13 protein-coding genes and 1 pseudogene are annotated in these 15,379 nt (G+C 38.5%); 3 read left to right on the forward strand and 11 right to left on the reverse strand.

Annotated features, from left to right (window positions below):
- Window positions 1-12 precede the first annotated feature (12 nt).
- The 8 genes from LMF89_RS15445 to LMF89_RS15480 all read right to left on the reverse strand — a co-directional run bounded on the left by LMF89_RS15445 (window position 13) and on the right by LMF89_RS15480 (window position 9,265).
- The gene (locus LMF89_RS15445) at window positions 13-1,659 is read right to left on the reverse strand and encodes an acyl-CoA mutase large subunit family protein (protein WP_229535860.1); all 1,647 of its coding nucleotides are present in this window, start codon (window positions 1,657-1,659) and stop codon (window positions 13-15) included.
- A gap of 15 nt (window positions 1,660-1,674) precedes the next feature.
- On the reverse strand, window positions 1,675-3,180 hold the full coding sequence (scpC, locus tag LMF89_RS15450) for a succinyl-CoA:acetate CoA-transferase ScpC (protein WP_229535891.1): 1,506 nt from the start codon (window positions 3,178-3,180) through the stop codon (window positions 1,675-1,677).
- A 196-nt stretch (window positions 3,181-3,376) separates the two neighbouring features.
- On the reverse strand, window positions 3,377-3,643 hold the full coding sequence (locus LMF89_RS15455) for a hypothetical protein (RefSeq protein ID WP_229535874.1): 267 nt from the start codon (window positions 3,641-3,643) through the stop codon (window positions 3,377-3,379).
- A 636-nt stretch (window positions 3,644-4,279) separates the two neighbouring features.
- On the reverse strand, window positions 4,280-4,981 hold the full coding sequence (locus LMF89_RS15460; protein ID WP_229535875.1) for a response regulator: 702 nt from the start codon (window positions 4,979-4,981) through the stop codon (window positions 4,280-4,282).
- Window positions 4,974-6,584 carry a DcuS/MalK family sensor histidine kinase gene (gene dcuS, locus LMF89_RS15465; protein ID WP_229535876.1) on the reverse strand — a complete coding sequence of 537 codons (1,611 nt, stop codon included), beginning with the start codon at window positions 6,582-6,584 and terminating at the stop codon, window positions 4,974-4,976. The genes LMF89_RS15460 and dcuS overlap by 8 nt, the downstream gene beginning before the upstream one ends.
- 369 nt (window positions 6,585-6,953) lie before the next feature.
- Window positions 6,954-8,231 carry an ArsB/NhaD family transporter gene (locus LMF89_RS15470; protein ID WP_229535877.1) on the reverse strand — a complete coding sequence of 426 codons (1,278 nt, stop codon included), beginning with the start codon at window positions 8,229-8,231 and terminating at the stop codon, window positions 6,954-6,956.
- Between the two features lie 145 nt (window positions 8,232-8,376).
- A complete protein-coding gene (locus LMF89_RS15475) occupies window positions 8,377-8,610 on the reverse strand; it encodes a hypothetical protein (protein ID WP_007952788.1) in 234 nt (77 codons plus the stop codon).
- Window positions 8,611-8,776: 166 nt separating this feature from the next.
- The gene (locus tag LMF89_RS15480; protein ID WP_229535878.1) at window positions 8,777-9,265 is read right to left on the reverse strand and encodes a hypothetical protein; all 489 of its coding nucleotides are present in this window, start codon (window positions 9,263-9,265) and stop codon (window positions 8,777-8,779) included.
- Between the two features lie 216 nt (window positions 9,266-9,481).
- Here LMF89_RS15480 and LMF89_RS15485 point away from each other — a divergent pair, with 216 nt between their 5' ends.
- The gene (locus LMF89_RS15485) at window positions 9,482-9,622 is read left to right on the forward strand and encodes a hypothetical protein (protein ID WP_007952785.1); all 141 of its coding nucleotides are present in this window, start codon (window positions 9,482-9,484) and stop codon (window positions 9,620-9,622) included.
- 121 nt (window positions 9,623-9,743) lie between these two features.
- Here LMF89_RS15485 and LMF89_RS15490 read toward each other — a convergent pair whose 3' ends face one another.
- A complete protein-coding gene (locus tag LMF89_RS15490) occupies window positions 9,744-9,992 on the reverse strand; it encodes a GlsB/YeaQ/YmgE family stress response membrane protein (RefSeq protein WP_007952783.1) in 249 nt (82 codons plus the stop codon).
- A 993-nt stretch (window positions 9,993-10,985) separates the two neighbouring features.
- Between LMF89_RS15490 and LMF89_RS15495 the strand changes: the two genes are divergently transcribed.
- Window positions 10,986-12,662: an ABC1 kinase family protein gene (locus LMF89_RS15495; RefSeq protein WP_229535879.1), complete on the forward strand. Its 1,677-nt coding sequence runs from the start codon at window positions 10,986-10,988 to the stop codon at window positions 12,660-12,662.
- 119 nt (window positions 12,663-12,781) lie between these two features.
- Complete coding sequence (locus LMF89_RS15500; protein ID WP_229535880.1) at window positions 12,782-14,152, forward strand: lipase family protein; 1,371 nt, start codon at window positions 12,782-12,784, stop codon at window positions 14,150-14,152.
- 138 nt (window positions 14,153-14,290) lie between these two features.
- On the opposite strand, the pseudogene LMF89_RS15505 reads toward LMF89_RS15500, so the two are convergent.
- Window positions 14,291-14,857, reverse strand: a pseudogene (locus LMF89_RS15505) (bifunctional 3-deoxy-7-phosphoheptulonate synthase/chorismate mutase); the annotation flags it as partial.
- A 46-nt stretch (window positions 14,858-14,903) separates the two neighbouring features.
- Entirely contained in the window at window positions 14,904-15,368 is a 465-nt protein-coding gene (gene aroA, locus LMF89_RS15510; RefSeq protein WP_229535881.1) for a chorismate mutase, read from the reverse strand.
- Between the last annotated feature and the right edge of the window lie 11 nt (window positions 15,369-15,379).

Genomic DNA, 15,379 nt, shown 5'->3' on the forward strand with positions numbered 1-15,379 from the left:
CCTCCTATCCTCTTACAGTGTTGCATGCGCTTGGTATTCACCAAAAACTTTACGCATTACGCCACAAATTTCACCAAGTGTTGCATAGGTTTTTACTGCTTCCAAGATGATTGGCATCAAATTAACGCTGTCATCACCGCAAGCTGCTTCTAGTTTTGCTAAAGCCGCAGTTACAGCAGCATTATCTCGTTTTGCTCTTAGATCAGCAAGCTTTTTCTTTTGCAATTCACCTACAGAAGCATCTACACGCAAGAGGCCTTCTACTGGTTTTTCTTCAATTTGGAATTTGTTCACACCAACAATCACTCGATCGTTGTTTTCTACTTCTTTTTGCCATTTATAAGCACTGTCTTGAATTTCTCGTTGGATATAACCTTCTTCAATCGCAACAACAGCACCGCCGATGTCATCAATTTTCTGAATGTATTTCAATGCTTCTGCTTCGATTTGGTTGGTCATCGCTTCTACATAGTAAGAACCAGCTAAAGGATCTACTACATCTGCTAAACCACTTTCATAGGCTACAATCTGCTGGGTACGAAGAGCAACACGTACGGAAGCTTCCGTTGGCAATGCCAATGCTTCATCTTTAGAGTTTGTGTGTAAGGACTGAGTACCACCCATAACGGCTGCTGCGGTCTGCAAGGCAACACGTACTACATTGTTATCAGGCTGTTGCGCAGTTAGCATGGATCCTGCTGTTTGTGTATGTACACGAAGCATCCAGGATTTAGGATTTTTAGCACCAAAGCGTTCTTTCATGATTTTAGCCCATACACGACGAGAAGCACGGAATTTTGCTACTTCTTCTAATACATTATTGTGAGCATTCCAGAAGAAGGATAAACGACCAGCAAAGGCATCTACATCAAGTCCAGCTTTAATTGCGGCTTCGCAGTACGCAATACCATCTGCAATGGTGAAAGCAATTTCTTGCGCTGCAGTTGAACCAGCTTCACGAATGTGATAACCAGAGATGGAAATGGTATTCCAGTTCGGTACATTCTTTGAACAATATTCAAATATATTGGTAATCAAACGCATGGAAGGCTTTGGAGGGAAAATGTAAGTACCGCGAGCTGCATACTCTTTCAAAATATCATTTTGAATGGTACCATTTAATTTTTCTGGTCCAATGCCATTTTTCTCAGCTACTGCAATATACATCGCAAGAAGTACAGATGCTGGTGCATTAATGGTCATCGAAGTGGATACTTTGGCCAAATCGATTTGGTCAAACAAAATTTCCATATCTGCCAAAGAGTCAATGGCTACCCCTACTTTACCGACTTCACCTTCGGAAATGATATCATCAGAGTCATATCCGATTTGAGTAGGTAAGTCAAAGGCGCAAGATAGACCTGTACCACCGGATTCTAAGAGGTAACGATACCGTTTGTTAGATTCTTCAGCTGTTGAGAAGCCAGCATACATACGCATAGTCCAGAAACGACCGCGATACATAGTCGGCTGCACACCACGAGTAAATGGATAGGATCCTGGTACTCCTAAATCTTTTTCATAATCTTGACCCTCAAGGTCTAGTGGAGTATACAATCGGTTATACTCCAGGTTTTTACGTTCTGGGAATTTGGCACTTGCTTTTTCTACTTTGGCAGTATACTCTGCCACTTTTAATTTTAAGCTTTCATTATCCATACTAATAATCCTCCTTTACTGCTTCTTCATGGTGCCGGTCTCTATAAACCGGGTATGCCATGAAAGTGCTTCTGTTAAAATATGTGGTGTTTGTGCGTATTTGGTCGCTTTTTCGGCTCTTTCCAGATAATCCATCAGCATAGGCTTATAGTCCGGATGAGCACAATTTTCTATAATTACCCGCGCCCGTTCTTTGGGACTAAGTCCACGGACGTCGGCCACACCCAATTCAGTTACAAATATATCAACATCATGTTCTGTATGATCCACATGAGAAACCATCGGAACAATGGATGAAATGGCTCCATTTTTGGCAGTGGAGGTACTAAAGAAGCAGGTTAGATACGCATTACGAGCAAAATCTCCTGAACCGCCTATACCATTCATCATTTTTGTACCCATGATATGGGTCGAATTCACATTTCCATAAATATCAAGCTCAATGGCTGTATTCATGGCAATAACACCAATCCTTCTGGCAATTTCAGGACTATTTGCTATTTCCTGAGGACGCAGCATCATGATTTTACGATAGGTATCAATATTTTTGTAGAATCGTTCTAATCCAGCAGGAGATGGGGAGAACGAAGTACCAGAAGCAGATTTTAACTTGCCAGCATCCGCTAAATCCAACATTCCATCTTGAATGACTTCAGTGTAAACTTCTAAATCTGTAAAATCAGATTCAGCAAAGCCGCTTACTACTGCATTGGCAACGGAACCTACACCCGATTGCAGCGGTAAGAGTCCTTTTGGCATGCGTCCAGCTTTTATATCTTTTTTCAAAAAGTCAATAAAAAGTGCGCTCATAGCTCTAGCATCATCATCAATGGCTGCTAAATCACGAACATCATCCCGAATATCACATGGAACGATGTAGGTTATTTTATCAAGACCGCATGGAATATAATTGGTTCCAATACGATCATCGGCCTTAACAATCGGAATTGGCAGACGATGAGGAGGATCTAGTGGAATATATACATCATGCATTCCTTCTAAGGCTAAGGGCTGGCTTGTATTGACTTCCACTATCACAATGTCGGCACTTTGCACAAAGGAGGCAGAGTTGCCCATGGATGTGGTCGGTATAATATGTCCTTCTTCGGTAATGGCACACGCTTCAATAATCGCTACATCCACCTTACCACCTAAAAATCCATATCGAGACATTTGAGCTGTGTGACTCAAATGTAAATCGCAGTATTTTACGCCACCTGAATTTAAGGATTTGCGAACCTCATTATTGGTCTGATAGGGTAATCGTTTATTAATCCCATTTACAGCGGCTAACGCACCATCTAATTCTTTTCCTACGGATGCACCAGTCCAAAGGTTAATTTGGAAATGTTCTTTTTTGATTCGTTCAGCTAATGCCAACGGTACGGCTTTTGGATAACCAGATGGCGTAAATCCACTGGTTCCGATGTTCATTCCAGGCTTAATAACTGTCGCTGCTTCTTCGGCGCTCACGATTTTGGCATGAAGCGCTTTATTACGCACACGATCTTTGATATCAATACATTTACCTCCCTATTTCGTATTTTCGTTTATAATTACAGGTTGCTATCACCTCCCGTACTTCATCTTCCACTCACAGATTTATATTACTTTCCTCTATATAACATGCAAAAAAATATGGTAGTGCCTTGTTGACAGGCTCCACCATGTAATACACCTACGTTATATAGGAAAGGCCATTTTCAATTGTTAAAGGTTATACTGCAAAAATCATAAGATAGCTTACAACACCAATAATGCTAAACATCAAGAAACTAACAACAAATCCTTGCCATTTACATGGAACACCAAAATGCCATGTTTCACCTAATACTCCTCTACGGGTAAAGATGGTAGACTTCGTTCGCTTTTTAAACCATGTGGCCTTTCTTTTTTCACCAACCATCTTGGCTATTATGTAAATAATAACTAAGGCAGTAAAGAAAGCAGATAAAATTCGTACTACTTGATCTAATTCTGTCACCTTGCTAACCACCTTTCTATGCCCTTAACTTATTTAGGGAAAAATGGCCATACCATTGGAATGACAATAATGGATACGATAAAGATGATGCTACCGCTATCGCGGATGAGGACTGCGTGGAGGACTTGCTCCTAGACCTTTGGCAATGGAAATACCGATAGGTGCCAACAGCCGTACATGCAGTATTGACATGCTACCAAACCAAGATCAATCGATCCGTTCACGAGCAGTCATTTTTCCTAAAGCATTCTGTTTATCAATACGTTTCGTACACCGCCCGCCATAACTTTCTGGGGTCGTTTATTCATATCATCGAGCTTCTCAAGTGTTGTAGACAATGTTACACCTCCACATATCTTTTTACCTCTGAATACAAACAGCGACCCTCCTTTTTATTGCAATGATTGCAATATTAATGAAGCAATTTAAATATACAAAATATAATGATAATTTCATATATAATCAAACTTTATAAACGACTTTGTAATTAAAGTTATTTTAGTAATTAAAGTAACCAAAAAACCGACCTTTCGGTCGGTTGTCATAAGAATGCAATAATCAAATTATAATTGCTAAATTTAGAGTATTGATTTAATCATTTAATGATTATAAGACAAACAATACCAAAATATGGAACTATAAATAGCGATGTATAAAATTATTCATCGTATGAATACATCTATATTTATAAATCGGTCTCCCAACTGTTCCATAGATAAGCTCCAGTTTTAAAGATCCAATTTGCTTTAAAAATTCTAAGTATTTGCGCATTGAAACTCGCGAAACGCCGATTTGATTAGCTATTTCTTCTGTTGAAAATGGACTCTGGCCTAATTCTTGTATTTTTTCCCATATAACATTTAACGTGTTTCTGTCAACGCCTTTGGGCAATTTTGCAGAAACAGACTGCTCCTTATATAATATACACTGATCCAGCTCCACCTGATTGAGTACATCTTGTTCCATTAAGCCCACTAGCCCCTTATATCCCAATAATGCTGAATTTAAACGCTCAAACTGAAAAGGCTTGATTATATAATCTACGGCTCCAAATTGCAATGCTTTTTTGATATGATTGTTATCACAAGCAGCTGTGATAACAATCACATCAACACTTTTTCCCTGCTGTCTAAGGTTAATTAAGAAATCTAAGCCATTCATACCTGGCATAAAGATATCTAACATAATTAAGTCAATCTCAGTTTGATCCAATATGCTAAATGCTTCATCTGCGGAATGAACTAACGCACACAAAGTAAATCCTTCTACTAATTCTAAATAGCATTTATTAAATTCTGCCACCATAGGATCATCTTCCACAATCATTACCTTAATCAATGTATCCCTCCTTACCCCAGTAAAGTACAGTCACTCTAAACAAAGTACCCTTATTTATATTTGAAATTACATTGATTTCCCCACCTAAACGTTCTAAGCTCCGTTGAATGAGGTATAAACCAAGTCCTCTATCTTCTCCCTTAGTAGAGTACCCTCTCATAAAGATATTTTGTTTCACTTCTTCATCCATTCCTAGCCCCGTATCACTTACTTCAATCGTCAAAACATTGTTCCCATGGGAAAAATCAATTCCAATCTCTTTTGTTGTTGATTTTTCTACCGCATCTAACGCATTATTGATTAGGTTGCCGATTATAGTAATTAATTCATGTACGATTTCAGGTTGATCCGGCTCAGGCAAAAAGCTAGTTTCAGATAATTTCATTTCTACACCTGCTTCTCTGGCTAAACTGAGCTTTCCTAATAAAAATCCTGCTAATACAGGATCTTTAATCTTCTTAACTACAAATCCGACTTCCAATTGATACTGATGAGCAATCCCACTTACATATTGGGTCAATCGATCATAATAGCCCATACGAATCATTCCGAGAATAACATGCAATTTATTCATAAATTCATGAGTCTGAGATCGTAATGCTTCAGCATAGATTCTAACACCTGTAAGTTTCTCTGCTAACTGCCGAATTTCTGTTTTATCACGAAAGGTGGCAATAGCTCCTACGATCTCCCCGTCTACTATTACGGGAATACGATTCGCCAAAATTATTGTTCCATTTAGATCCTGCTCCTGATCTAACTCTGCTTCTCCCGTTTTTAAAATATTTTGCAATCTTGTATTGGGAACATATTCATCCACCTTTTTGCCGATGGGGTCGCCCTCTATACCTGCTTGCTGAAAAAGCCTGATGGCCTCCTCATTGGCAATGGTCATGCGCGATTCTTGATCAACAGCTAATATCCCTTCACGCACAGATTGCAGCATCGCACTGCGTTCTTCAAATATTTTTGCAATAGCAGAAGGCTCCAAGCCAAATAAAATTTTCTTTATATTTCTAGCCAATAGTAATGCTCCCAGCACTCCTACTAACATTCCAACTCCAACACCAATATAGATACCCGCCCGGTTATCATCAATTGCAACTTGCACACTTTCTACCATAATGCCTACAAGCACCACTCCTATCTGCCTGCCATCTTCATCAAATACAGGAGATAAAGCACGCAAAGAGGTTCCTAATGATCCTTGATTGATAGAAGTGTTTTCTTGCCCTTCAAACACAGGATCTGCATCATCTTCTTCATAATACTCTCCTATTTTACTTGCATTTGGATGAGATTTTCTCACCCTGTTCATATCCATCACAGTAATAAATCGAACATCACTAATACTAAGGGTTTTTTCGGTAAACACCTGGATCTGCTTTTCATCACGCTTCCCGCTTAATCCCTCAATCACAACAGCAGAATTGGCAACAATTCGAGCAATTTCAATTGCTTCATTCGATGCCTCAGTTTGGGCATTCTCAGAAATTTTTGCATTAATAATAACATCTGCTACTAATAAAGCCAAAGCAACCACAATACATGCAAGCACTGCAATCTTAGTTTGCAAACTAAATAAAGACTTCTTCGTCCTCATGTATCCTCACCTTTCCGCTACCTTTTCACACTTTGTTCGCAATAATATACTAATAATCCTAAGATTAACATTTTTTGTAAAAAAACAAAAAAGTAAAGTGGAGCCTGTTTTGACAGACTCCACCTTTAAATGTTTATTCTCCCTTATCGGTAGAATAAACAGCACTATATTCTGTTCTAAACCTATTGATTGCACTCGGGTACATTCTCTTTACGTAGAGTTTAGTTTCTTAAATGATCAGCTCATTTATTTCTATCACAATTAAAATTATATTTCTATTACATATCATTAAATTCCTGCAATTATTTTAAAGTTAATAATAGCTTTTAAAATATTTTTTATAATCTTCAGAAAAGTATAGAGGATTTATTAACGTAAATACGCCACATAAATATAGATATTTGAAATTAGAATCGATACAATCATGAGAGGAAAGGCAACCTTCATGTAACCAATAAAAGATATAGGGCGCCCGTGAGCAGCTGCCAAACTAGATACCACCACATTGGCGGATGCGCCAATTAATGTGCCATTCCCTCCAAGACAGGCTCCCAAAGATAAGGCCCACCATAAGGAAGTCACATCTATACTACCGATTTCCCCCATGGATTTTATCAAGGGGATCATAGTGGCCACAAAAGGAATGTTATCAACAAATGCTGATCCTATAGCAGATAACCAGAGAATAAGAACGTGCATTAAAAGGATATTTCCCTCAGTCACATTCATAGCCCAATGGGCTACCAGACTTATAATACCTGTAACTTCAAGTCCCCCTACTAATATAAATAAGCCAATAAAGAAGAAAATTGTATTCCACTCTATTTCTTTAAAAACCTCTTCTGGCTCCAGTCTTCCTACGATTAGTAACACAACAGCACCAGCCATTGCTATTGTAGCTGAATTTAAATGAAGTATTTGATGTACTACAAATCCAATAATTGTCAAGCACATAATTGCAATGCACTTTTTCATTAAGGGGATATCAACTAGAAATGATGATTCCTCTAAAGTCATGATACGTTGTTTCTGCTGCACAGAAATGTTCATCTGCTTTCGATATAACAAAAATAGTATGAAGCAAGTCACAATACCAATAATGAAAGCCGGTGCAAATAAGTTTACAGCAAATTCATTAAAACCTAAACCAGTAGCACTTCCGATCATGATATTGGGCGGGTCACCAATCAACGTCGCTGTACCGCCAATATTGGATGCTATTATTTCTGTGATAAGATAGGGAATCGGATTGATTTGCAATAAATCACTAATGGCAAAAGTAACACTGGTAAATAACAAGACGGTTGTTACATTATCCAAAAGAGCAGAACAAATTGCTGTAAGACCGAAGAAAACTACTAAAATCTTCAGTGGATCACCGCCCACCATTTTGGCAGACTTTACAGCCATATATTGAAATAGACCTGTTTTGCTGGTAATAGCAACAATGATCATCATTCCAACTAAAAGGCCTATTGTATTAAAATCAATACTCTTAATCGCTTCTTCTTGAGACATGATGTTAAAGAATAGAACGAGTATCCCACCCATAAGGGCAATTTTTGTTCTATGAATTTTCTCTGAAATAATAATTACATAAGCAATAAGAAATAAAATTAAAGCAATCCAGGCATGTTGTGATAACATCGTATCCTCCTCTTATAGCTAAGGATTCTTCCAGTCTTATAGCCTCACTCTTTATTAGAAATATACCTCATTGGAGTTCTTTATCCCTTAAAATCACTAAAAAGGCTAAAGGCTCGTTGCAAAACTTCCCTCTAGCCTTAAATGGTCATCCTCGAATTAAATATTCTAAAAGTAATTTCGTATCCTCTGGCTCAGACGCAATAATTTCAATTTCATCTATTTTTGCTTCACTAAAGATTTTCGATAATGCTAGATACTGGCACAATTTTGACTTTAAGTTTAAACGATCTCCCTCAGATGTTACTAATTCAATCTTTCCCTGGCATTTATCAAGGACTGCTAAAAACTTGTCTACATTGGTTATACCTATAATTTTCACAGTATATTACCTCCTCTTATAAATAGAGCTTTGTAGAACAAAGCATATTTCTCATTTCGCCATTATCCTAAATTTTCCTTCTAATCAGGCTGATGAAATAAAAAATCCTCTACTCAATTTAAGTAGAGGATTAAAAGGTGCTCCTATCCTTTTAACAGTTTATCTATCACATTTCCACTGGTTCATAATGAATCTCCCAACTCAAATTACCTTTACGATTTGAATCTTGGAAAATACGCCTTTCACGCACACTATACCCTACAACAGTGATTTGCTTTGCCCGTTTTTCAGGCGGGAAAATTCGATCCTTTGTTCCAGGATAAACAGTTTCAACTTCACCATTCTCCCATACAATGTTAATCTTTGATTTATCAGCATGCTCACCTGATGCTTGAAAATTAACAATAATTATTTTTTGTGCAAACTTTCCTGCTAAGGCTTGCCGTAATTCTATTTTGCCTTCAAAAGGTACTTCCTTTCCATAAATCACTCGTAAGGGCGTAATTGTTACTGCATCAAAAGGAATCGCGGCTTCTACTTGTTCAGTGACAGAGTGTGATGAAGTCTCTTTTGGACCTAAAGAAAATAAATAGCTGCCTGTCATAAGCAGAAGTACCAATATGGCTCCAGCTGTAAAAGACCTCCAGTGCATCATGATAATCTCCTTTTATAATGATCATACTATATGAAGTAACAAAATGATCCTGTTTACGAAGAAAGTATAAGCTCATCTTCTCATTTTGTCAAGAAATGCCCCCTTGAATCAAAATCCATTTTCATAATTTATCCAAAACCATGATTAAACATTCCATATATTACTTAGCATTGCAATATACATAAAGGAAAAACTATATTTTAAGGGGGTGTTATTATGTTTCGTCATCATTGGCATCACAATAGGAAATCCCATATGATGGAAGATATGATGGGATCAAAACTAGGTATGGCTTTGACTGCTGGCGCGCTTGTATATCTAGGTTCCAAACTAATTCGGCGTTTAAAATATCATTAACACCTAACCCTTTGCCCAAGCGACAAGCTTGGGCATTTTTCATATGGTATTTTAAATGAAAAAAGCCGCCTTCCCCTCAAAGAGGTGGTTGACGGCACAAGACTCTGCTGCTACAGATCGCCTACGCAGCTGTTTTGTTGCGAGTAAACAACCGCAATACCCATAGAAATACAACGGCTCCTATCGTACTTACAACAATAGAACCGATCATTCCATATGCAGATATACCCATCATGTTAAATAAGAACCCACCGACGTAAGCACCTACAATACCCGTTATTAAATCTCCCCACAAACCAAATCCGCCTCCTCGAGAAACCACACCAGCTAACCATCCAGAGACGATTCCGACAATTAAGAACCATATCATTTTTATCACCTTCTTATTTTAAAGATACTTCTACTGTATCCTTTTTCATTTTTAAATATACAATAACTAATATATTTTTTGCAAAATTAATATTATACACTAATAAAGAAAAATCGCTCCTCAAAGAGCGACTACATTATTTCATATTCAGCTTACACAAATAACTACTAAACCAAGTCACGAAATTTGGTAAAAGAGCACTAAAAATTTAATAATGAAAGGATTGAATTGCCTAGCGTATATAATACTAAAACTCCAGTAAAGAGTACAATCGGATGACCTTTCCATTCACTGTTGTTCAATAAACTCACCTCACTCATTAATGTAAACCATTACCATAGACATTGTTATGGCAGCTTAAAATACATACAAAAAACAGTACCTAACGTGATAGCACCGATACAAAATGACCCATATACTATATCTAACAGCATTTGTATACCCCCTATATAAATAAAAGCAGTTAATTGTTCACTCATATATCAAGTCACAATTATTGCAATGTAATTTGAAATCATCCATAAAATAACACTGAGATATTTGCTTTTATTACATTATAAATGATAAATATGACAAATTTATGACTAGTCAGTCATTTTTGGGGGAATACATAAAAATGACCAGCCACCTTAGGCGATTAATCCTAAGGTGTTCTGATTTAAATGCCACTATGATGAATTTTTCGTATCGGTTCAAAGAGCAATTATTTGAATGAGAAAACAATCAGGACGGCAACAAGAGCAAGCAACATTCCTGGGGCAGTACGTTTGGCAATCTCCATGGTTTACCTGAAGGGAACAGTTGTTTATGAAATCAGATTCATGATATTTTTAGCTTTACTATGCCTGCTGCAGAAGATATCTATACTAAAATAATTATAAACCTGCTGAGAAAAAGTATATGCACTGTCATAAGAGGGGATATTTATAAAATACGAATTCGAATGTAGGGCAGCATAAACAAAAGGTTTTGTGTTTGATTCAGGAGGTATTCATGTTTGCAAAGAGAGTACGCCATATCAATCGGTATCGTGAAATTGCTACTGCATTGCTAAGCCAAGGCTTCGACTATATTGTAGAAGAAACAGGCTTAATGCAGAAGGTTCCCTATTACCAGCGTGTTCGTCCAGTATTTACAAAGGAGAATACTGGAGGCGTAGCTGAACGAATTCGACTGGTTCTTGAGCAATTAGGTCCAACCTATGTCAAACTCGGCCAGATTGCCAGTACACGACCGGACCTTCTTCCCCCGGAGATTATTGATGAATTGGAAAAACTGCAGGATGCAGTTCCTGCTTTTTCCTTCACTGAAGTACGTTCTGTACTTCAAGAAGAGCTAGGAGGAACTCTGGAAATTTTTTTTCAGCATTTTGAACCAGAACCGATAGCGGCAGCTTCCATCGGGCAAGTCCACCAAGCAGTTTTGAAAACAGGAACGACAGTTGCCATAAAAATTCAGCGTCCCAGTATCGCTATTGATATCCAAACAGATTTGGAGATTCTTTATGAGCTGTCTAACTTGGCAGAACGACGTTTTCACTGGGCAAAATCGTATCAGCTCATGGATATGATTGATGAGTTCTCAAAATCTCTTCGCAGTGAACTTGACTACACGAGTGAAGCCCGCAACGCAGAAAAAATTTCAAAACAATTTACAAATAATCCTATGATCTATGTTCCAAAAATCTATTGGGACTACTCCACCCAAAAGGTACTAACAGCAGAATATATCGAAGGAATAAAAATAAGTAAGAAAGAAGATTTAAAACAGCAAGGCTATAACCTTTCTCTTTTAGCGGAACGCTTCGCCAAAGGAATCTTTCATCAAATTTTTATGGAGGGTTTCTTTCATGGAGATCCCCATCCTGGAAATGTGGTAGTATTGCCAGGAGAAATCATTGTCTTCTTGGATTTTGGAATGGTTGGCCGTCTCAGCTCCGAAATGAAATATAATCTATCCTCCTTAGTCATTGGCTTAATGCGTCAAGATTCAGATGAGTTAACGAAAACAATTTTCCGTATGGGTATTGTACCTGATCATGTCAACAGAATTCAACTCAGAGAAGATATTGAGGTTTTGAAAGAAAAATACTATGGAATTCCACTAAGCAAAGTAAGTCTTGGAGAGGCCGTGAGCAGTATATTCGCAGTTGCTCTAAAGCACAAAATTAAAATTCCTGCCGATCTGGTATTAGTTGGAAAGGCATTACTTACTATGGAAGGAATTGTTGAAAGGCTAGATCCACGCTTGAGCATTCTCGATGTTGCCGAACCATTCGGGCAAAAATTATTAATGGAACGCCTGCATCCAAAGAATCTAACGAAAACTCTATGGCAAAGTCTTAGTGACTTGAGTGAGCTTTTCCTTAGTTTTCCTCAACACTTTAAAGAACTAATTTCTGTTGTCAAACGCGGAAGACTATGTTTAGAGGTTGCAATTCCAGAAATGGAACTTATCTTAAAAACCCAAGACCGTATTAGCAATCGATTGTCTTTTAGCATTATCTTACTGGCATTTAGCATCATTATGGCAAGCATTATTGTTAGCTTAAGTATTGCGGGGCACTCTTCCTTGTTATGGAAAATTCCCATTGTTGAAATTGGCTTCGGAATTGCAATGGTAATGTTTATTTGGCTGCTTTATGCTATTATTCGGTCTGGCAGACTTTAACTCTCTCTAGTATATTATTTCAAGTCAGGATATTCGAAATCTTAGACATTACCTGTCCAAACGTGTTATTCTTATAGAAGCACTACTGAATAAAGTTGTGTACTGATGGAGGTTTCTGCATGAAAAAGATATTCCTTTTTCTACTCAGCCTTATGCTATTGTGGAGTCCGGTTCTTTCCTATGCCGGACCAAAAGAAGAATATGAGGAAGCCTATTTATTATATATTGCAGCAGGGGCCAGTACAGCGGCTTACAGCCGTCGGGTTGGTGAATTAGCCACTCAGTATCTGAAACAGGACGGATGGCAAATTGATCACTATGTTCAACCTCAAGGTCACACTGGTATCCGCTTTCTTGTAGCAAAAAAAGATCTGGAAACAAATGTTCCGTTGTATGTTCTGGCAATTGTTGGGACAGAAAGCAATGGAGATATTAAGGCAAACCTAAAGTTTGATAAAGTATATTTTGCAGGCAGTAGTGATGAAGAATTCTCAACCAATGCCGCAAAACAAAATGTTCCTAATAGTGAACCAAAAGTCCATAGAGGTTTTTACGAGTTTGTGCAAGCTGGTCCCTCTGCAACCCTACGAAATGCCCAACAGACACCATTTTCTCTACCAAATTTACTTCTGACTGACAGCAGAAGCAAGATTTACCTTACCGGTCATAGTTTGGGAGGCGCAGCCGCAACCTTAACTGGGGCAAGGCTGATCAGTATGGGAATCCGCCCTGAGCAAATCAGAGTCATCACCTTTGGCGCTCCTGCAGTGGGTAACGCTGCATTTGCTGCTAAATTCGAACCCCTTCTTCCTCTAACACGGGTAGTCAATTCCGGCGATCCGGTCACCGGAATCCTGCAAACTCTAGTAGGCGGGTACAAACAGTTTGGCCAAGAAATCAAATGGACCACGCCTTCCACTGTTAATGATCCCCACCTATTGATCGGCTACTTGGACTCCGCAATAAAAAATTATTATGATAAACGCCACCAAGCCGCAGCAGCTGGAATCCAGCTTCCCACCCAGGTTGTCGCCAAGCGAGCAAATCACGGACGCGTCTACATTGCCCCACTCCAAAATAATCTACCGGCAAGTTTGACAGCAGACTTTTGGTATATGAACGAAGCGTTATATGATGAATATCGGCAGACAATACCAGACTATACTTTATCGAAAGAATCTACATCTACTCCATGGCGAGAAGCAGCCACTACCTCCGGCTGCCAGTGGGCGATTATATCTGAAGTAAACGCCATGCGCGTAAAGCAAGAAAGAAACACCTATTACATAACAATAAGCCAGACAGTGTATAATGTCGCTACCGGCTCTGTCGTTGATACTACCATCTTTTCCACAGGAACTTACAACTTAACTCCCCTAGAGGCTTTTATCCATGCTTCCAAGGGAATGAATTCCCTTCAGCATACTTGGCTGCGTGATACAACCATACATGAATCTTCAAAAAATCAAGTATACGCCAATCAGCTATAGCAATAAAACGCTAAGAAGTCCGTGAATTCACCTTTAAAGAGGCGATCTACACGGACTTCTTAGTCTTTTATAGATTATGCTAATAGAAAAAGCTCCAGAACTAACTCTGCGAAGGCAGAAAACGTTGCTTTCCTAATATTAAACTCTGACAAAGTTTGAAGATAGCAATTCGCTAAAGAAATGATCAAACTGTTTTAAATCCATTTGCTGTGCAGAATCAGATAGTGCTACAGCAGGGTCTGGATGCACTTCTGCCATGACTCCATCTGCTCCAATTGCCATTGCAGCTTTAGCGGCAGGCAATAATAAGTCCCTCCGCCCTGTCGAATGAGTTACATCAACAAAGACCGGCAAGTGTGTTTCTTGTTTTAATATTGGAACGGCCGAGATATCTAATGTATTTCTAGTTGCGGTTTCATAGGTCCTAATTCCTCGTTCGCAAAGAATAATTTGGTCATTTCCCTGTGACATTATATACTCTGCCGCGTTAATAAATTCTTCAATCGTAGCCGCTAAGCCTCTTTTTAGAAGTACAGGCTTGTTTATCCCTCCGGCCGCCTTTAATAGCTCGAAGTTTTGCATATTTCTAGATCCAATTTGAATGACATCAATGTAGTTCGCAGCCATTTTGAGGTCAGCAGCATTGATTATTTCACTGATTACTGCCATATCATATTCATCGGCAACACGTTTTAAAATTTTTAAGCCCTCAACCCCGAGCCCTTGAAAATCATAGGGAGAGGTCCGCGGTTTATAAGCTCCCCCCCCTTAGAAGTCTCAATCCCTTTTCCTTCATCGCTTTTGCTACTGCAGCTACTTGTTCATAGGATTCTACAGCACAAGGTCCAAATATGAAATACTGCTTACCATCACCAATTTGTTCGCCTCTAAGGTTTACGATGGTATTTTCTGGCTTGTATTTACGTGAGACGAGCAGCGCCTTGCGGTGATCATCTTTATTAAGTTCTAATCCAGCTTTAAAAATTTCCTTAAAAATATGCTCAATGGTAGATTTTTCGAAAGGACCGTTATTATGTTCATGAATGTTATCCAGCATTTTTCTATCCCTGGCCGGATCGTAACGGTGAATTCCGTGGGTTTCCTTGGCTTGGTCTATATCTTGAATCAGTTTACCTCTTTCATTAATTAACTTTAACAGCTCTAAATTTACATCGTTGACTCTTGTTTGCAATTGACGTAATTCGTTATTACTCATTATTGTTCCAC

The organism is Pelosinus baikalensis (assembly GCF_020819555.1).
In the GTDB taxonomy this organism is placed as follows: Bacteria; Bacillota; Negativicutes; order DSM-13327; family DSM-13327; genus Pelosinus; species Pelosinus baikalensis.

Coding starts and splice junctions, on each gene's coding strand:
- LMF89_RS15490 (WP_007952783.1), bottom strand. CDS start 9,992: ATGATATGGTTCTTAATTGTCGGAATCGTCTCTGGATGGTTAGCTGGT.
- LMF89_RS15445 (WP_229535860.1), bottom strand. CDS start 1,659: ATGGATAATGAAAGCTTAAAATTAAAAGTGGCAGAGTATACTGCCAAA.
- LMF89_RS15470 (WP_229535877.1), bottom strand. CDS start 8,231: ATGTTATCACAACATGCCTGGATTGCTTTAATTTTATTTCTTATTGCT.
- LMF89_RS15495 (WP_229535879.1), top strand. CDS start 10,986: ATGTTTGCAAAGAGAGTACGCCATATCAATCGGTATCGTGAAATTGCT.
- aroA (WP_229535881.1), bottom strand. CDS start 15,368: ATGAGTAATAACGAATTACGTCAATTGCAAACAAGAGTCAACGATGTA.
- dcuS (WP_229535876.1), bottom strand. CDS start 6,584: ATGAGGACGAAGAAGTCTTTATTTAGTTTGCAAACTAAGATTGCAGTG.
- LMF89_RS15500 (WP_229535880.1), top strand. CDS start 12,782: ATGAAAAAGATATTCCTTTTTCTACTCAGCCTTATGCTATTGTGGAGT.
- LMF89_RS15480 (WP_229535878.1), bottom strand. CDS start 9,265: ATGATGCACTGGAGGTCTTTTACAGCTGGAGCCATATTGGTACTTCTG.
- LMF89_RS15485 (WP_007952785.1), top strand. CDS start 9,482: ATGTTTCGTCATCATTGGCATCACAATAGGAAATCCCATATGATGGAA.